Origin of the sequence: Sulfitobacter albidus, from assembly GCF_018200035.1 — a bacterium.
GTDB lineage: Bacteria > Pseudomonadota > Alphaproteobacteria > Rhodobacterales > Rhodobacteraceae > Sulfitobacter > Sulfitobacter albidus.
This window is the reverse complement of the sequence record NZ_CP073581.1, coordinates 3,329,131-3,346,145: the sequence shown is the minus strand read 5'-3', so window position 1 is coordinate 3,346,145 and position 17,015 is coordinate 3,329,131. Positions and strand designations below refer to the sequence as shown.

The 17,015-nt window shown below is 63.3% G+C and carries 17 protein-coding genes; 7 read left to right on the top strand and 10 right to left on the bottom strand.

Going from position 1 to position 17,015, the window contains the following annotated elements:
* Positions 1-26 precede the first annotated feature (26 nt).
* The 6 genes from KDD17_RS16350 to KDD17_RS16325 all read left to right on the top strand — a co-directional run bounded on the left by KDD17_RS16350 (position 27) and on the right by KDD17_RS16325 (position 4,851).
* Positions 27-953, top strand: coding sequence for an AEC family transporter (locus KDD17_RS16350; protein WP_212704629.1), 927 nt, complete (start codon positions 27-29; stop codon positions 951-953).
* A gap of 102 nt (positions 954-1,055) precedes the next feature.
* A complete protein-coding gene (gene fghA, locus KDD17_RS16345; RefSeq protein WP_212704628.1) occupies positions 1,056-1,889 on the top strand; it encodes an S-formylglutathione hydrolase in 834 nt (277 codons plus the stop codon).
* The gene (locus tag KDD17_RS16340; protein ID WP_212704627.1) at positions 1,886-2,341 is read left to right on the top strand and encodes a YaiI/YqxD family protein; all 456 of its coding nucleotides are present in this window, start codon (positions 1,886-1,888) and stop codon (positions 2,339-2,341) included. The genes fghA and KDD17_RS16340 overlap by 4 nt, the downstream gene beginning before the upstream one ends.
* A gap of 43 nt (positions 2,342-2,384) precedes the next feature.
* A complete protein-coding gene (locus KDD17_RS16335) occupies positions 2,385-3,005 on the top strand; it encodes an HAD family hydrolase (protein WP_212704626.1) in 621 nt (206 codons plus the stop codon).
* Entirely contained in the window at positions 3,002-3,916 is a 915-nt protein-coding gene (locus KDD17_RS16330) for an ornithine cyclodeaminase family protein (protein WP_212704625.1), read from the top strand. The genes KDD17_RS16335 and KDD17_RS16330 overlap by 4 nt, the downstream gene beginning before the upstream one ends.
* Positions 3,898-4,851 (top strand): alpha/beta fold hydrolase, encoded by a 954-nt coding sequence (locus KDD17_RS16325; protein WP_212704624.1) that lies wholly within the window; start codon positions 3,898-3,900, stop codon positions 4,849-4,851. The genes KDD17_RS16330 and KDD17_RS16325 overlap by 19 nt, the downstream gene beginning before the upstream one ends.
* Here the strand turns inward: KDD17_RS16325 and KDD17_RS16320 are convergent.
* Both KDD17_RS16320 and KDD17_RS16315 read right to left on the bottom strand, forming a co-directional pair.
* Positions 4,848-5,477: a hypothetical protein gene (locus tag KDD17_RS16320; RefSeq protein WP_212704623.1), complete on the bottom strand. Its 630-nt coding sequence runs from the start codon at positions 5,475-5,477 to the stop codon at positions 4,848-4,850. The two genes, KDD17_RS16325 and KDD17_RS16320, sit on opposite strands and share 4 nt — an antisense overlap.
* 32 nt (positions 5,478-5,509) lie before the next feature.
* Positions 5,510-6,745 carry an MFS transporter gene (locus KDD17_RS16315; RefSeq protein ID WP_212704622.1) on the bottom strand — a complete coding sequence of 412 codons (1,236 nt, stop codon included), beginning with the start codon at positions 6,743-6,745 and terminating at the stop codon, positions 5,510-5,512.
* Between the two features lie 113 nt (positions 6,746-6,858).
* On the opposite strand from KDD17_RS16315, the gene zapE reads away from it, so the two are divergent.
* Positions 6,859-7,914, top strand: a complete 1,056-nt coding sequence (zapE, locus tag KDD17_RS16310; protein ID WP_212704621.1) for a cell division protein ZapE — start codon at positions 6,859-6,861, stop codon at positions 7,912-7,914.
* On the opposite strand, the gene KDD17_RS16305 is transcribed toward zapE, so the two are convergent.
* The 8 genes from KDD17_RS16305 to KDD17_RS16270 all read right to left on the bottom strand — a co-directional run bounded on the left by KDD17_RS16305 (position 7,911) and on the right by KDD17_RS16270 (position 17,001).
* Complete coding sequence (locus tag KDD17_RS16305; protein WP_212704620.1) at positions 7,911-8,132, bottom strand: hypothetical protein; 222 nt, start codon at positions 8,130-8,132, stop codon at positions 7,911-7,913. The genes zapE and KDD17_RS16305 overlap by 4 nt on opposite strands.
* A 117-nt stretch (positions 8,133-8,249) precedes the next feature.
* Entirely contained in the window at positions 8,250-9,524 is a 1,275-nt protein-coding gene (locus KDD17_RS16300) for a bifunctional folylpolyglutamate synthase/dihydrofolate synthase (protein WP_212704619.1), read from the bottom strand.
* A gap of 14 nt (positions 9,525-9,538) precedes the next feature.
* The gene (gene accD / locus KDD17_RS16295) at positions 9,539-10,471 is read right to left on the bottom strand and encodes an acetyl-CoA carboxylase, carboxyltransferase subunit beta (RefSeq protein ID WP_212704618.1); all 933 of its coding nucleotides are present in this window, start codon (positions 10,469-10,471) and stop codon (positions 9,539-9,541) included.
* A 61-nt stretch (positions 10,472-10,532) separates the two neighbouring features.
* A complete protein-coding gene (locus tag KDD17_RS16290; RefSeq protein ID WP_212704617.1) occupies positions 10,533-11,432 on the bottom strand; it encodes a CPBP family intramembrane glutamic endopeptidase in 900 nt (299 codons plus the stop codon).
* Complete coding sequence (locus tag KDD17_RS16285; RefSeq protein ID WP_212704616.1) at positions 11,432-14,521, bottom strand: ABC transporter transmembrane domain-containing protein; 3,090 nt, start codon at positions 14,519-14,521, stop codon at positions 11,432-11,434. The genes KDD17_RS16290 and KDD17_RS16285 overlap by 1 nt, the downstream gene beginning before the upstream one ends.
* A gap of 183 nt (positions 14,522-14,704) precedes the next feature.
* Positions 14,705-15,337 (bottom strand): DUF1523 family protein, encoded by a 633-nt coding sequence (locus KDD17_RS16280; RefSeq protein WP_212704615.1) that lies wholly within the window; start codon positions 15,335-15,337, stop codon positions 14,705-14,707.
* Positions 15,338-15,347: 10 nt separating this feature from the next.
* Positions 15,348-15,614, bottom strand: coding sequence for a hypothetical protein (locus tag KDD17_RS16275; RefSeq protein ID WP_212704614.1), 267 nt, complete (start codon positions 15,612-15,614; stop codon positions 15,348-15,350).
* Position 15,615: 1 nt separating this feature from the next.
* A complete protein-coding gene (locus tag KDD17_RS16270) occupies positions 15,616-17,001 on the bottom strand; it encodes a DUF6638 family protein (protein WP_212704613.1) in 1,386 nt (461 codons plus the stop codon).
* Positions 17,002-17,015 lie beyond the last annotated feature (14 nt).

The window sequence follows — 17,015 nt, the reverse complement described above, 5'->3', positions numbered from 1 at the left end:
CGTCCGGCGCGCGTTATCGAGAGGGCATGCTTGCGATCTTCCTCAAAACGCTCCCGTTTTTTGCCATCATCGGGGTCGGCTACTGGGCAGGTCGCAGCCGCTTTTTCTCCGAAGAAGCGACCGCCTACCTCACCAAATTCGTCTTCTACTTCGCGCTCTCCGCGATGCTGTTCCGCTTTTCCGCAAATCTCAGCCTCGCGGACGTCTGGAACGGGCGCATGGTCGCCGCGTATCTCTGGGGCACGGCCTTTGTCTACGGGATTGCCACCATCGTGGCCTACCTGCGTGGGCTCAGCATCGAACACACCGCGATCGAGGCGCAATGCGCCGTCATCGGCAATGTGGGCTTTCTCGGCGTGCCGATGCTGACCCTTCTACTGGGCCCCGAAGCCATCGGCCCCGTGATGATGGCCCTCGCCGTCGATCTCATCGTGTTTTCCTCGCTGATCGTGATCCTGATCACCGGCTCGCGGGACGGACGCATGAGCCTCGGCATCCTGAAAACCGTGGGCCTCGGCCTGATCAAGAATCCGATGATCGTTGCCATCGTCGCGGGGCTGGCGTGGTCCGGCCTGAAAATCCCGATCCCCACACCCGTCAATGAATTCGTGACGATCCTCGGCGGTGCGGCCACTCCCGGCGCGCTTTTCGCCATCGGCGCCTCGCTCGCTTCCAAATCGGCAGAGCGTATTTCGGTCGCGGGCTGGCTCACCTTTTGCAAACTGGTGCTGCACCCGCTCTTTGTCGGGTTCGCCTGCCTCGTGCTGTTCCACGTAGAGCCCTATCAGGCGACGGTCATCATCGCTGCCGCTGCGCTGCCGGTTGCAGGCAACGTCTACATCCTCGCCCAACACTACGGTGTCGCTCCGCAACGGGTCTCGGCTGCGATCCTCGTTTCCACCGCCGTCAGCATCCTCACCGTCAGCCTCTGCATCGCCTGGCTGACAGGCTAGGCACCGTCCTGCCCCTGCACCCTTTTCCAAATACCTGACTCCCGCCCTTGCCGCACGCGCCGCCCCCGCGTACCCAATGACAAACAGATCAAGGAGCGCCAGATGCAAACCCTCTCTTCGAATGCCAGCTTTGGCGGCATACAGCACGTCATCCAGCACCCCTCCACAAGCTGCAACTGCGACATGACCTTCGGCCTCTTTCTCCCCGAAGAAGCCCGAGACGGCCCCGTCCCCGTCCTGTGGTTCCTCGCGGGCCTGACCTGCACCCATGAGAACGCGATGACCAAGGCAGGCGCACAGGCGTGGGCGGCGGAACAGGGCATCGCGCTGGTCTTCCCCGACACGTCCCCCCGCGGCGACAGCGTTGCCGACGACGATGCCTACGATCTTGGCAAGGGGGCGGGATTCTACGTCGATGCGACCCAGGAACCATGGGCCGCAAATTTTCAGATGTGGCAGTATCTCAGCCAGGAGCTCCCCGATCTGCTCGCCGCGCATTTCCCGCTCGATATGGCGCGTCAGGCGATCACCGGGCATTCCATGGGCGGGCACGGCGCGCTGACGCTGGCGATGCGGCTGCCGGGGCGCTTTGCGTCCGTGTCGGCCTTTGCCCCCATCGCGCACCCCACGGCAAGCGATTGGGGCCGCAAACAGCTTACCGCCTATCTCGGCACGAACGAGGCATCGTGGCAGCCCCATGACGCGACGCTGCTCATGCGCGAGGCGGGCTTTGACGGGCCAGTCCTCATCGATCAGGGCACCGACGATCAGTTCCTCGATCTGCTGATGCCCGAAGCGCTGAGCGAGGCGATGGCCAAGCGCCGCCAGCCGGGCAGCTTCCGGATGCAGCCGGGTTATGACCACAGCTATTTCTTCATTGCGAGCTTCATGGAAGAGCACGTGAATTTTCACGCCGACGCGCTCTGGTCGATATGACCGCCGTCTACGTCGACGCCGACGCCTGCCCCGTGAAGGCCGAAGCAGAGCGGGTGGCCACCCGTCACAAGCTCCGTCTCTTTATCGTCTCGAACGGCGGGCTGCGCCCTTCGCCAAACCCATTGGTCGAGACGGTGATCGTGCCCGACGGCCCCGATATCGCCGACATGTGGATCGCCGAACGCGCGGGGCCGGGCGATGTGGTCGTGACGGGTGACATCCCGCTGGCCGCCAAATGCGTCGAGGCCGGCGCACGGGTGATCAAACACAACGGCGAGGCGCTGACACAGGCCAATATCGGCAACGTGCTGGCAACCCGCGATCTGATGACCGATCTGCGCGCCGCAGATCCCTTTCGCCAGGGCGGCGGCAAAGGCTTTACAAAAGCGGATCGTTCCCGCTTTCTGGAGGCATTGGAGCGTGAAATCCGGGCGGCACAACGGCCAGCCTAGCCCGAGTTTTTCGAAAAAATCGATCCCCGCAGAGAGGTAGAACATGACACCCAAGGCCGTGATCTTTGATATCGGGAACGTGCTGATCGAATGGCAGCCTGAACGGTTCTTTGACGGCGTCATCGGCGAAGAACGCCGCCGCGCTTTCTTTGGCGCGATCGATCTGCACACCATGAACGACCGCGTCGACAGTGGTGAGAATTTTCATGCCGTTCTGGCAGAGACAGCCGCCGCGCACCCCGATTTTGCCGAAGAATTGGCGATCTGGCAGGACCGCTGGCTCGACATGGCCGCCCCCGCTATCGACCATTCCGCACGGCTTATGGCCGCGCTTCAGGCACGCAATGTGCCGGTCTTTTCGCTCACCAATTTCGGGATCGAAACGTATGAGATAGCGCGGACCAAATACCCCTTCCTCAGCGCCTTTGATCGCGACTTCATCTCGGGGCACATGGGCGTGATCAAACCCGATCCTCAAATATACCAAATGCTTGAGGACGCGACGGGCCTCTCCGGTGCCGATCTGCTGTTTGCAGATGACCGCGCCGACAACATCGCGGCGGCTAAGGCACGCGGCTGGCAGACGCATCTGTTCACCGATCCGCAAGGCTGGGCCGATAGGCTGGTGGCCGCGGGGCTTCTCACCGCGCAAGAGGCCGCATGACCGAAATCCCCTTCATCCCCTTCGAGGCAGGTGAGCGTCTGCTGGACTGGATCGCCTTGACTGACGCGCTCGCCGCCGGGCACGCGCTGCCCAAGGCCGAGATCGGCGATACCTTCCTCTACCGTGACCCCGATACGCTGCTCAGCCGCGCCGCGTGGATCGACGGGATGGGCATGGCGGTCAAGACGGCGACGATCTTTCCCGGCAATACCGACCGCCCGTCGATCAACGGCGGCGTGAACCTTTATTCCGACACCGACGGCACGCTTGAGGCAATCATCGACTTTCATCTCGTGACCAAGTGGAAAACCGCCGGTGACAGCCTGCTTGCCGCGCGCCGCCTTGCCCGTCCCGACAGTCGGCGCATCCTGCTGGTAGGGGCAGGCACCGTCGCCGCCTCACTACACGCGGCCTACAGCGCGGCGTTTCCCGATGCGTCCTTCACCATCTGGAACCGCACCGCATCGCGCGCCGAGGCTTTGGCCGCGCGCCTGCCAAACCTCACCGTCGCCCCCGACCTGCAAAGCGCCATCGCCGACGCCGACATCATCGGCTGCGCCACGATGAGCACCGAACCAATCATCAAGGGCGACTGGCTGCGCCCCGGTCAGCACCTCGATCTGATCGGCGCCTACCGCCCCGACATGCGCGAGGTCGACGATACCGCGCTCCTGCGGGCGCGGCTCTTCGTTGACAGCTACGACACCACCTGCGGCCACATCGGCGAGATCAAGATCCCGCTTGAGGCGGGCACCCTCACCCGCGACCACATTCTCGCCGACTATTACACGCTTGATGCCATCACCCGCACCGACGACGACCAGATCACCATCGCGAAAAACGGCGGCGGCGCGCATCTGGATCTGATGACCAGCCGCTATATCCTCGACCAATGGCGCAAGCGGGCGTGACCGCGCTTTTGCTCATCTGCCTGCTCTGCGCCGGGGGCGGCTGGCCCTTTTATACCGAACACCGCCGCACGGTCATGACCGATGGGCATCGAGGTGCCGCGCCGGGCAAATTTGCCGAGCTGTCGCAAGGCGTGACCCACTACCATTTCAGCGGCCCGGTTGACGGCCCCCTTGTGGTCCTCGTGCACGGGCTGACCACGCCCAGCTTTGTCTGGACCCCGATCGCGCGCGCGCTGGCCGCCCGAGGGTTTCGCGTGCTGGCCTACGATCTCTACGGGCGCGGCTTTTCCGACCGGCCACACGGACCACAGGACAAGGCCTTCTTTCTCACCCAACTCGACGATCTGCTGGCCCATCTCGGGATCGAGAAATCGTTTTGCCTGATCGGCTACTCCATGGGCGGCGCCATCGCAGCAGGGTTTGCCGCCGCCGCCCCGCAACTTGTGGAGCGTTTGATCCTCATCGCGCCCGCCGGAATGGGCCTCCCGGACAGCCGAACGCTGTCTTTCATACGGGATCGCGGGTTCTTGGGCGTATGGGCCATGCTCGCCCTCTATCCGCGTCAGTTCCGACAAGGCATCAGGGCTGAAGCCGGTCAGCCCAGCGCCGTGCCCGATATCGCCGAATTACAGCTGGGGCAGCTTGACTATCGCGGCTTCGTGCCCGCGGTTCTGGCAAGTCTGCGCGGTATCCTGGCCCGTCCTCTCGAAGGGGAACATCTGGCGCTCAAGAACGAAGCGCTGCCCATCCTCGCCATCTGGGGAGAGGACGACGATGTCATTCCCGCCAGCGCCATGGGCACGCTTGCCGCGTGGAACCGGGCCGTGCGCCATGAAGTCATCGCGGACGCGGCTCACGGACTGCCCTATACGCACAGCGCGCAGGTGATCGATCACATCACGCGGTTTCTGCCGCTGCCCCCGCCACGCGATTAGCGGAAGCGTCCCAGGCACGCGCCCGAGGTCGTGCTGATCTTGCAGGCGCGGCGCATGTAGGTCTCGTACCGCGCCTCGCTCTTGCCACGGAAACCGCCGCGCCGGTATTCCTGCGCGGTCATGTAGCAGCCCCAGGGGTGCCCCTCGTCGCACATCCGCGAAAAGGTGCGGAACTGGCACGCGGGCGTCGCGGCGGCGGCGGGCTTTCCCCCGCTCCAGCTGGTATTCTTGATCGTGGCCCCGGCGTTCACGCAGGCGTTGCCATCCCCCAGCGCGCAGCCCCGCATGTACAGCGGATAGGTCGCGAGGTTGTCGTCGGGGTTCTGCGACACCTCGACGATCTGTGCCGCGTCGAAACAGGCCTTCCGATTGCCGGCCTTGCATTGGCTCAGGCACTGGCGCGGGTTGGTCGTGCAATCGGCAACCGGACCGGGCCGGTTCGCACCCGTCTTGTATACCGCCGTCTGACACGCCTGCGGAAAGGCGCGCAGCACCGGGTCGGCCGCGACAAAGCCGATCATCGCACGCGCCTTGCTGTCGCGCGCGTTGTCGCCGCCGCTGCTGCCGGGGGTTTCATCACAGGCCGCCAGACCCAGCACCATCAGGATCGCGAAAAATATTCTCATATCCGCAGCTTGCGCGAAGCCGACCCGCGCGGTCAAGCCGGTTGCAGCCCCACGCGCCGCTCCCGCACCGGCAGGTGCACGATGGCGCTGAACGCGCCCACGGCCACGCCAATCCACCACACGGTCGTATAGGTGCCATACGCATCATACATCCGCCCACCTAGCCAGACGCCGACAAAGCTGCCCAACTGGTGGCTGAAAAAGATGATCCCGTAGAGCGTCCCCATGTAGCGCAGCCCGTAGATATGCGCGATCAATCCGGACGTCAGCGGCACCGTCGCCAGCCAGAGCGATCCCATCAACACCGAGAACACGATCACCGACACCGGCGTGATCGGCAACAGGATGAACACTGCCGCAACCACCGTGCGCCCGGTATAGATCCCCGCCAAAAGATACTTTTTCGAATACCGCTTGCCCGCCCAACCGGCCAGCAGCGTGCCCGCGATATTCGCCAGTCCAATCAGCGAGATCGCCACCGCCCCCAGCGCCGAGGTTGTCGTGATCCCGATATTATGCAGCACGCCACCCGCGAGGATCGGGCCACACATCTCGGTCACGAAGGCCGGGAAATGCGCGGTGATGAAGGCCAGTTGATACCCGCAGGAAAAGAAACCGAGAAATATCAGCGTATAGCTTGGATCGCGGAAGGCGCGCAGCAGGATCGTGCCCATGCTCTCTTCAAGCTCCGCCCGACCTGCCTGCACCGGGGCGCGCATGAAAGGCAGCGTAACCAGCACGGCGAGAATCGCCCCGGCGAACACCGTGAACACCATCTGCCAGCTCATCATCCCCAGCAGCCATTCCGCCACCGGCGCGCCGAATACCTGCCCCGCGCTGCCCGCTGCCGTCACCACCGCCAGCGCCATGGATCTGTTGTCGTCGCTCGCCGCGCGTCCTACCACCGCAAGGATCACGCCAAAGCCTGTGCCCGCGATGCCAAACCCCACCAGCCAGGCGTAGGTCTGATGCGCGATCGGCGTGTCAGATCCCGCCGACAGCACCAGCCCCAGCGCATAGATCACCGCCCCCGCAATGATCGCCTTTCGATCCCCGATCTTTTCGGCGAGCGCGCCAAAGATCGGCTGCCCGATCCCCCACGCTAGGTTCTGGATCGCGATGGCCAGCGAAAATTCGGTCCGCAGCCAGCCGTATTCCTCGGCGATGGGGATCTGGAACACGCCAAAGGACGCGCGGATCGCAAAGCTGACGACGATGATCACGCAGCCAACGATCAGGACGGGCGAGAAGAGAGGGGATTTTTCCATGGGTGTCGCTCGGGTTATGGCGACACCACGTTGCGCACCCATGCCCGCGACGTCAATCGCACGATTGTGTGGGTACACTTCCCCTCGGACCGCCATCGCGCTACGCAAGGGGCATGAGCATACGCGCAACATACGACCGGCTGGTGGCCGAGGGCACCCTGAAACACGACCCCGCGCAGGAAGCCGTGATGGCCGAATTCGACCGCATCCGCGAAGGACTGGCGCAGCCCGTCAAACGCGGATTGTTCCGCCGCGCGCCCGACCCTGTGCGGGGCCTGTACCTGTGGGGGGGCGTCGGGCGCGGCAAATCCATGTTGATGGATCTCTTTGTCGATGGTCTTGGCGATATCCCCGCACGCCGCGTGCATTTCCACGCCTTCATGCAGGAAATCCATACCGCCCTGCACGCCGCGCGCAAACAAGGCGTCGATGACGCCATCGCCCCCGTGGCCGCCGATGTCGTGGCCTCGGTCCGCCTGCTGGCCTTCGACGAGATGCAGATCACCGACATCACCGACGCCATGATCGTGGGTCGCCTGTTCGAGGCGCTGTTTGCCGGCGGTGTGACCGTCATCACCACCTCGAACCGGATCCCCGATGATCTGTACAAAGATGGGCTGAACCGCCAGATCTTTTTGCCCTTCATCGAGTTGATCAAGGACCGCATGGTCGTGCATGAGCTGGCCTCCCCCACCGACTACCGTCAGGACCGTTTGTCGGGCAGCCCGGTCTATTTCACCCCCGTCGACGCAGAGGCGCGCGCCACGATGCAGGCCGTGTGGACGGATCTGGCGGGCGGGGATGCCACCCCGCTGACCCTGCATGTGAAGGGCCGCGAAGTGACGCTGCCACGCTTTCGCAACGGTGTGGGGCGCGTGGGGTTTCACGCGCTGTGTGGCCTGCCGCTGGGTGCGGCGGATTATCTGGCCGTGGCCGACGCGGTCAAGGTTCTGATGATCGACGACATCCCAACCCTCGGGCGCAGCAATTTCAACGAGGCAAAACGTTTCGTCACCCTGATCGACGCGCTCTACGAGGCGCGCGTGCGGCTCATCTGCTCGGCGGCGGCGGCGCCAGAGATGCTGTACCTCGAAGGGGAAGGCACATTTGAATTCGAACGCACGGCCTCACGCCTGCGCGAAATGATGAGCGCCGACTGGGGCCGTTAATCGAGCGCGGCAATACCGCCCGCGTCACGGCTGACGTCCTGCAGCTCGAACGTGCCGCTCTCCGACATCTCGGCGGGGTGGTACGGCGCCATATCTGACCAGAGCGTCCAGACGCCCGCGCCCATCACGCACAACGCCACGCCGCAGACGATCATCTGGCGAAGGACGATATTCCTGGGGTGCGCAGCCAATCGCTGCGGTGCTTTTTCGGTGTTCATGCTCAAATCCTCGGGGTCGGTCTGCCCTTAACGACGGGCGATCCATACTCTTATTTGTACGAGTCTGCGGATGCTGTGCCCCAGCGTCAAGCTGACCCCCGATGAGTTGAAAAATCGTTACCCGTTTGTGCGCAGGATGTTGCCCGCAAGATACAGCGAGCCGCAGATGAGGATCCGGGCGTTGGGTGTCGTGCGGACGATTTCCTCCACCGCAGCGCCTACATCCGACGCCTCCGTCGCGGTCAGCCCCGCATCGCGCGCCGCCTGCGCTGTTTCAGCTGCGGGCAGGGTCGCGGCCTCACCGGGGATTGAAACGGCGTGCAGGCTTTGCGCCACGTCGGCCAGCGGGCGCAGGTAGCCACCGATATCCTTGGTGTTGAGCATGCCGCAAATCAGATACGTGGGCGCGGGCGGCAGGCTGCGCAGCAGATCGGCAATCGCCTCTCCCGCCGCCGGGTTGTGCCCCCCGTCGAGCCACAGCTGCGCCGTACCCGCCGCTTCCACCAATGGTCCGGTTTTCAAACGCTGCATCCGCGCGGGCCATTCGGCGCGGGCGGTGGCGGCGGCGCAGGCGTCTTCACCGTATCCCAGCGCACGCAGGGTGGCGATGGCGATGCCCGCGTTCTGGACCTGATGGGCACCGGGCAGCGCGGGCATCGGCAGATCCAGCAATCCGCCTTCATCTTCGAACACCAGCCGCCCCGCCTCGGCCCGCACGTGCCAGTGCTCACCGTAAACCGACAGGGGTGCGCCCAGCCGCGCGGCCTGCCGTTCGATCACCTCAAGGCCCGCGTCGTCCTGCGGACCGACAATGCAGGGCATACCGCGCTTGAGGATTCCCGCCTTTTCGCCCGCAATCTGCGCTAGCGTGTCCCCCAGAAACTGCTGATGGTCGATCGAGACGGGCGTGATGACCGTCGCCGCCGGTGCCTCGATCACATTGGTCGCGTCCAGACGACCGCCCAGACCAACCTCAAGCAAGGTATAGTCTGCGGGCGTGCGCGCAAAAGCCAGCAGCGCCGCCGCCGTCGTAATCTCGAAATAGGTGATGTTGCCACCATCGTTCGCGGCATAACATTCGTCCAGAACCGCGCTGAGCGCGTCCTCGTCGATCAGTGTTCCGGCCAGCCGGATCCGCTCATGGAAGCGCGCCAGATGCGGGGAGGTATAGGCGTGCACGGACCGCCCCGCCCCTTCGAGCCCCGCGCGGATCATCGCCTGAGTCGATCCTTTGCCATTGGTGCCCGCGATATGGATCACCGGCGGCAGATCGTTCTGCGGATTGCCAAGCGCCTCCAGCAGCCGCCACATCCGGTCCAGCGTCAGGTCAATGATCTTGGGGTGCAGCGCCATCATGCGCGCAAGGATCACGTCAGAGGAGGTATCGCGCATGGCTTTGCCCCTTCTCAGGGTTTGGGGGTCTCATCCTCGGCATCCGAAAGCCCATGCGGCAGCTCGGCGGGGGCGGGCAGATCTCCCTTCACCGCAGGCGGCAGCCCCATCAGCATGCGCGTGATCGTAATCAGCTCGTCCCGCATCTGCGGACGCGGCGTCACACGGTCCAACATGCCATGCTCCAGCAGATATTCCGCACGCTGAAACCCCTCGGGCAGCTTTTCGCGGATCGTCTGTTCGATCACCCGCGGCCCGGCAAAGCAGATCAGTGCGTTCGGCTCCGAGATATGTACGTCGCCCAGCATCGCATAGCTGGCCGTCACGCCGCCGGTCGTCGGATGGGTGAGCACAACGATATAGGGAAGGTCCGCTTCCTTGAGCATCTGCACGGCCACCGTCGTGCGCGGCATCTGCATCAGGCTCAGGATGCCTTCCTGCATGCGGGCGCCCCCGGCAGCGGAAAACAGGATCAGCGGGCGCTTGAGCTTTACCGCCTCTTCGGCGGCAGCGATGATCGCGTTGCCCACGTACATCCCCATGGATCCAGCCATGAAGCTGAAGTCCTGCGCGCAGGCGACGACAGGTGTGCGCCCGATCTCACCACTGGCGACCAGCATTGCCTCGCTCTCGCCGGTGTCCTTCTGCGCCGCGCGCAGGCGGTCGGGGTATTTCTTCTGATCGCGGAAATGCAGCGGATCCGGGGTCGGCGCCGGAACCTTGATCTCACTGAACACGCCCCCGTCGAACAACGCGACAAACCGCTCGCGCGGAGAGATATGCATGTGATGGCCGCAATTGGTGCAGACGTTCAGATTGTCGCTCACCTCGCGGTGAAACAGCATCGTGCCGCACTCGTCGCATTTGGTCCAAAGGTTCTCGGGCGTCTCCCGGCGCGAGAAGATCGAATTGATGCGGGGCCGGACGTAGTTGTTGATCCAGTTCATAGCGCCGAAGATCCTGACGTTGAGTTCACGCTCATCTAAGCGGGTGGGCGCGGAATTGCAATCAACGCCGCAACGCGAGCCGTGCCACCAGCCACATGCACAGGATCGACACGAAATCGACCGGCAGCCACGCGCGCAGAGCCTCCGCATCGTCCAGACCGAACGGCGTATGGTAGAGCGCGAGACCGCCAAGGGTGTCGGGCAGCGATGTGACCAGCAGGGCAAAGACGTTGTTGATGAAATGGATCGCCAGCGCGGGGCCCAGACTGCCAGACCGGGCCGTCAGATCCGCCATCAACAGGCCAAAGATCCCGGCCCAGACAACCAAAAGCACTGCATTCTCGCCCGCCGCTCCGGGCTGATAATGCCCGATGGCAAACAGGAACGAGGGCACCCCCATCCAGATCAGCGGCGAACGGAAACGCACCGCCATCTGCTGTTGCAGATAACCGCGAAACAAAAGCTCTTCGGCGCTGATCTGCACGAATACCGCGACGAGCCCCAGCGGCAGCAGCACCAGCCACAGCACGACGCCCAGATTGGGCACCAGTATCCCGCCCATCCCCCAGGGCGGCAGCACCGCTACTGCCGCCATGAATACCAAAAGCGCCCCCGTCACCCGCATGAACTGCGACAGCGCCAATTGCGCGGGTCCGAACAGCGTCGAGGTGCCGCGCGCGTGCATCATCTTGACCACCAGTGCCACACTCAGGCTGATCAGCGCAAAGTTGAACAGGATCACGAAGACCGCCAGCGGCGATGTTCCATCCTCGATAGTGTCGGTCAGGGCGGATGCACCGGCAAAGAGATTGAAAATCGCCTGCTGATAGAACAGCGACAACAGGATATACATCACTGTCATCGCCACCAGTGCGACGACCGTGCGCCACAACTCCGGCCGCGTCTCGGCCGGTTTGATGTGCAGGATATGGGCGTCGTAATCCGGGCGCAGCAACCACATCAGCGCGTTTCCTCTTCGACCGGCCGGCTTGGCCCCAACTCCCGCGGCAGCTCGATCCCCGCGTTGCGGATCACCTCACCCACGTTGTTGAGATGCCCCGACACCGTTCTGAGCAGGCTCATCATCACCGCCGTGTCATTTTCGATGACAGAGCGCAGCTCTTCGGCACCCAAACGCAGGAAGCGCGTGTCACTGCGCGTCGTCAGGCTGACCGTGCGCGGCTCATTGATGATCACCGCCAGATCCCCGATCACGCGGCCCGGCTCCACGGTCGAGATGTGCTGCTCCGCGCCGTCGTCGTCGGTAAAGGTGATCTCGGCTATCCCCTCAAGACACAGGTAGGCGGCATCCGGCGGCTCTCCGACGCTAAAGATCCGCGTATCGGCAGGCGCCTCGTACCACTGCGCGGCAAAGGCCAGAAGGCGCTGTGCGCGCGGTTGCAGATCGCCGAACAGATCATTGCGCTGGATGATCGCCAGCTTGCGGCGCAGATCGTCCGAGACGTCCTCGCTCTGCGCGGCGGGGCGTGGTGCCTCCACCCCGTCGATACGGCCGTGGTTGATCTCAACGAACATATCGTAGCTTTCGGGCAGATCGAACCGGTCGGAAATAAAGATTTGCGTGGTCTCGGGCATCAGATCACGCAACCGCGCACGCGTCGCCGCCTTGTCCTTGCCGATCAGCGACTGCTCGAACACCAGCAGGTCGGGGCGTTTGATGCCTGCCCGGGTAAAGGCCGCGCGTTCGTGAATGGATTGCGGCAGGTTGGTGCCGCCGATGGTCGTAGGCACGTCGAATACGTTGGTCGCCACCTGCTGACGCAGATTGTTACGGCTCAGCACATCGACAACCACATCCATGACCAGATCGCTTTGCAGACCCGCCATCGCTGAAATCCGCCCGTACAGAAGGTTATCGAGAAGCGTCAGTCGCGGCAGGTAATTCTCCGGCGCAATCGGGACAAACATGTCCGACGCGCGTTCGCGCAGGGCGGCGCCCTGGGTCTTGCGGATGCTCAGGATCTCTTTCTTGAAGGCTTCGGGAAAGGCCGGGCCGATCTGCTCGGCGGTGAAGGCAAAGGGCACCGTCAGCAGCAGCGCAAATTCATCCTCACTCAGCGCACCATCGCCGCTTTCGCGGCGCCGGGCCGCGATGTCCACCAACTGCTCATAGAGCTCTTCTTCGATTCCCAACGCGGTGAACAGCGGATGGTCCGTCCCGTCGCGGCCAAAGGTCTGGTGCAGCGTCTCGACCAGCGTTTGCGAGATCGCGATAGCCTGTTCCGCCAGCCCCTGCTCGGCGATCATGCCCAGCAGGACCTTTTCGGCGGCCAGACCCTTTTGGCTGATGTCGCGCTTTGGCGCGGCGAACATCAGATTGCCCCCCAGCGGGATCGCCGGGTTGAAGCTGTCGGCATCAAACCGGTGCACCGCGCCGTCAAGGTTGCGCTTTTTCAACTCCTCGTGGATCTCTTCGCGCAGCGGGACAAGCCGCGCGGCCAGATCGCTGTGCTTGTCCACATCCATGCGCGAGCGCAACATTCCGCGCAGGATCGCATCATCAGTGTTCAGCACGCGGCTCAGCTCGAACCACCAGGCATTGACGTCCTGCTGTGTCTCCAGCCCGGCAAGTCCGGGGTCGAGCCAATCCGCCTCAAGGCTGTCAAGACTGTTGCCCGCGCGCTTTGCCTCGATCCCTTTGCGGTCGCGCCGCTTGGGGTCCCACAGCACCGTCTTGGGCGAAGTGCGCAGCGACATCAGCAGGTTATCCCCGATGGTCCCGTTGAACAGATACGGCTGCGCCTGAACGTATCCCACACGCGCGGCAATGACCGACTGGTGCAACGTCGCCAGATCATGCCCCCCGATCACCACCTTCCCGCGTGTCGGCAGAACCTCGCGCGTCAACAGCTCTGCCAGCGCACGCCGTTCGGTTTGCGTCTGTGCCTTGATCGCGATCTGCGCGCCCTTCGGGATGGTCAGATTCAACTCCTCCAGCACCGGCGTACCGTCGCCACTGCGCACCAGCACATTGCTGATCTCGATCTCGCCCCTGAGGTGCGGGATCTCGTCCGGCGCGCCTTCAAACAGCGCCTCGTCGATCATGTCGCGCGGCGCAAAGCGTTCGGTCACGATGTCCCAGCGCAGCGCCATATCCTGCGTCTGGTTGTAATAGGCCAGCAGCTCTTTCCACGGGCTGCTCAGATCCTTGTAGGCGGCCAGCGCCGCTACCAGCGCGCCCACTGTAATCTCGCCTCGAATGACAAGGATACCGCCCACCAGGTAGAAAAAGAACGGCGTCAGTTGGGTGATGAAGTTGTTGAGGAACTTCATGAAGAACTTTTTCTGAAAGATCCGGAAGCGGATCCGGAAAAGCTCACCCAGCCGGTCGGTGAAGCCCGCCAGTCGGAAGCGCCACCCCCCGTTGGTGCGCAGATCGGTGATGCCCGCCGCGGTCTCGCCAATCTCGGCCGACAACAGGCGCACCTGCGCGATACGGTCCTTGTTGAGCAGGTTGATCTGCCGCTGCAACATCGGGATCACATAGGCCTGCAAAGGGATCAGCGCGACGCCCGCAAGCCCGAACCAGAACGATTGCAGAAACAGGAACACGACGATGATCAGCATCTGCCCGGCCTGAAACGCGGGCTGTGCAATGAAATCCCCCATCAGGCCGCCCATCGGCTCCGCCTCGGAGGTGATCATGCTCACCAATTCACCCTGGCTTGTGCTTTGGTAATACCGCTTGGGAAAGCGCATCATCCTTGAGATCAGCGTGAAGCGGAACCGCCGCAGCATCCGCTCGGACAGCACGCCTTTCATGGTGTTGAGCCGCATCTTCAGCAGCCCGTGCACCACCACGGCCGCCAGATACGCCAGACACAGGGCGATCAGAAACTGGATCTGCCCGATTTCATTGCCAAAAACGTCAACCGTCGCACTTTCGGCGCCGATAGCGTCGTTGATGATCCGCTTGGGCAGCTCAAGCGTCGCGTAGAGGAAGGGAAACGTAAAGATCGTAAAGGCCAACAGGCCGATCTGCTCGCGTTTGGAGTATTTCCAGATGAAGGCGAACAGGCTGCGTTCCATGGGCGGGCTTTCTGCAAGGCGCGGTGCGGCTAACCTAGGACGCGCCGCGCGCAGTTACAACGCACGCCGCCATGGGGCGCGTGCCAATATGAGGCGCCAACGCCCGCGCAGGGGATCGAAAAATTCGAATTTTTCGGCCCGGAATTTTCGAAAATTCCGGCACCTGTGGCAAGGGCTGCGCCCTCAGGCTTTCTTGCGCCAGCTTGCAAACCAGGCACTGATCCCGTTTGACGTCTCGGCCAGATCATCCTCGATCGCCTCAAGCGTCGGATCGATCCGCGCCCGCCGGAACCGGCGCCAACGCACCCAGATCGCCCAGACAATCGCAAAAAACAGCGTCAGGATGATGATGTTGGTCCAGGGGATTCCCTTTGCCGCATCCGGCCCCGCCACCGGACGCACCGAAATCGCGTTGGGAAAGATCGTCAGGAATTCGTTGCGCCAGCCATAATGTTTGAGCGCGACATAGCGCGCGTCCGCCTCCAGAGACCGCAGATCGCTCGCCTCCGCCTGCAGGTTGGACGTATCGAATTTGAAATAGGGCGGCCAGCCCCAGCCGGTATCCTCGTTGCGGTAGACCATCACATCCCCACCCGCGCGCCGCGTCTGGATAAAGAACACATCACGGTTCGCCAGCGTCCCGTCCGTTCCGACATCCGCCTGCGCCCAGAAGATCGAATTCTCCCCAAAATCCTGCCGCTTCTCATAGGTATCGGTGATCCGCACGATATCGACCTGCGGCAGCGTGTAGTGAAAGAACGCGGCCACGATCACCCAGATGGTGATCCAGAACGTCCAGCGTAGCAGTCCAAGCATTGCGCGCTCCTCAGGCGAAATTCGTCAGGTAGATGATCAACGAGACCAGAATGACAGGTATCACATAGACCGACAGGATCAATCGCCGCCGCAGCGAGCTGTCGTATTCCTCCAGCCCTTCCTCAAGAAACTGCTCCAGCGGGACGTCCTGCGGGCCCTCGTACCATTCCGCGCGCAGCTTGCCCTTGCGCACCGAACGCGAATAGAGCGACAGGCAGACGTAAACGATCGTCAGCACGATGAATCCGATGACCATCAGACGGGCGAGTGCGAACATCCTATCTTCTCCTCACGGCGCCCCAGGGGCCGACGTCCGCTATGCGGTCGGGCACGGGGGGTGGTTTCTTTTTCTGCCGCGGCAGACCGGTCTTGGGCAGCGGCGGCGGGGCGGGTGGCGCCATCGACGCCTCATGGCCAAAGAGTGCGTCGCGCACGCCCGCCTTGTCCACCTGATACTCCCGCGTCAGGAAATCCACGACATAGCCCTTTTTGGCGTCAGGCCAGCGCGCGTAGGTGCGATAAAACAGATCCTTGTGGCAGATATACAGCTGGCGGATATCCTTGGGCGCCAGTTCGGCCAGCAGCATGTTCACCAGCTCTGCGTCGGGCGTATCGGCGGCGCGCAGGGTGTAGAAATAGACCGGATCATCGCTGTCGATCCGTGGGAAGCGCCCACCGTTCTCGGCCCAGTTCACCAGCTGCCCGAGGCTGTGAAACTCCGGCGGCAGCTTGTCCGCGTGGCGCCGCGCCAGGCGCCGCAGATCGGCGCGGGTCAGGCCGCCCAGATCCACGCCCTCATCCGCCACCGCGTCGATGAGGATGAAATCCATTCGCTGGCGCAGGATCGCGGCGGAGTTAATCCCCCGCGCCTCCACAATCGTTTCGACCAACCCGTTGAGTCGCAGGAAATGCGCGATCTGGTTGGGCTGCGTGGCGTCAAAGGCATAGTCCACCGGCAATCCATCCGGCGCGCCACCGGGGGCGATCACCGCCGGATGCTCCACGTCCTGAAATACGTAGAGGCCGCCGAAATGCGCCGTCCAGAAATTGCGCTGCTCAAACGACATCTGCTTAAGCCGCACGGGGTTGCGCACCACATCGCCCGTCTTGCCCGCAAGCTCGATCATTTCCGCAATCAGCACGTCATCGTACCATCCCTCGGGCGTATCGCGAAACCGGCTGACCATCTCGCCCAACCGCTCGGCATCGCGCACGGTGCCGCCGGTCGTGTCGGCCTCCACCCGCACGGTGCGAATGTCGAACAGGCGCGCGGGGGTCGAGACGTCATAAACACTGTTGACCAGCTCCCCTGCGACCGCATCCTTCGCGGTAAGCGCGAACAACGCCGCCTCGTTCTCCGCGATGAACCGTTGCAGGATCCCCTTTGAGGTCGAGAATTTGGTGTTGAGCAACGGCGCCGTGCGCTGCTCCACGCTCAGCAGGATAAACTGCCGGTTCACGCCCGCATGGTTGAGATAGGCATCGTCCCCCAACTCTTCGCCCACCTCGGGCGAATAGCCGGAGATATCGACGTAGAAATCAGTGAGCTTGGTCGTCTGCCCCGTCAGGTGTTTCAGCGCGCGGTTATACCGCTCCACCAGCGCCGGAGAGGCGACATGAAAGAGGTTGCCGAACATCAGGCCCGCACGGATCAATCGCTGCATGATTCCCCCTCGCG

Coding starts and splice junctions, on each gene's coding strand:
- KDD17_RS16350 (WP_212704629.1), top strand. CDS start 27: ATGCTTGCGATCTTCCTCAAAACGCTCCCGTTTTTTGCCATCATCGGG.
- fghA (WP_212704628.1), top strand. CDS start 1,056: ATGCAAACCCTCTCTTCGAATGCCAGCTTTGGCGGCATACAGCACGTC.
- KDD17_RS16340 (WP_212704627.1), top strand. CDS start 1,886: ATGACCGCCGTCTACGTCGACGCCGACGCCTGCCCCGTGAAGGCCGAA.
- KDD17_RS16335 (WP_212704626.1), top strand. CDS start 2,385: ATGACACCCAAGGCCGTGATCTTTGATATCGGGAACGTGCTGATCGAA.
- KDD17_RS16330 (WP_212704625.1), top strand. CDS start 3,002: ATGACCGAAATCCCCTTCATCCCCTTCGAGGCAGGTGAGCGTCTGCTG.
- KDD17_RS16325 (WP_212704624.1), top strand. CDS start 3,898: ATGGCGCAAGCGGGCGTGACCGCGCTTTTGCTCATCTGCCTGCTCTGC.
- KDD17_RS16320 (WP_212704623.1), bottom strand. CDS start 5,477: ATGAGAATATTTTTCGCGATCCTGATGGTGCTGGGTCTGGCGGCCTGT.
- KDD17_RS16315 (WP_212704622.1), bottom strand. CDS start 6,745: ATGGAAAAATCCCCTCTCTTCTCGCCCGTCCTGATCGTTGGCTGCGTG.
- zapE (WP_212704621.1), top strand. CDS start 6,859: ATGAGCATACGCGCAACATACGACCGGCTGGTGGCCGAGGGCACCCTG.
- KDD17_RS16305 (WP_212704620.1), bottom strand. CDS start 8,132: ATGAACACCGAAAAAGCACCGCAGCGATTGGCTGCGCACCCCAGGAAT.
- KDD17_RS16300 (WP_212704619.1), bottom strand. CDS start 9,524: ATGCGCGATACCTCCTCTGACGTGATCCTTGCGCGCATGATGGCGCTG.
- accD (WP_212704618.1), bottom strand. CDS start 10,471: ATGAACTGGATCAACAACTACGTCCGGCCCCGCATCAATTCGATCTTC.
- KDD17_RS16290 (WP_212704617.1), bottom strand. CDS start 11,432: ATGTGGTTGCTGCGCCCGGATTACGACGCCCATATCCTGCACATCAAA.
- KDD17_RS16285 (WP_212704616.1), bottom strand. CDS start 14,521: ATGGAACGCAGCCTGTTCGCCTTCATCTGGAAATACTCCAAACGCGAG.
- KDD17_RS16280 (WP_212704615.1), bottom strand. CDS start 15,337: ATGCTTGGACTGCTACGCTGGACGTTCTGGATCACCATCTGGGTGATC.
- KDD17_RS16275 (WP_212704614.1), bottom strand. CDS start 15,614: ATGTTCGCACTCGCCCGTCTGATGGTCATCGGATTCATCGTGCTGACG.
- KDD17_RS16270 (WP_212704613.1), bottom strand. CDS start 17,001: ATGCAGCGATTGATCCGTGCGGGCCTGATGTTCGGCAACCTCTTTCAT.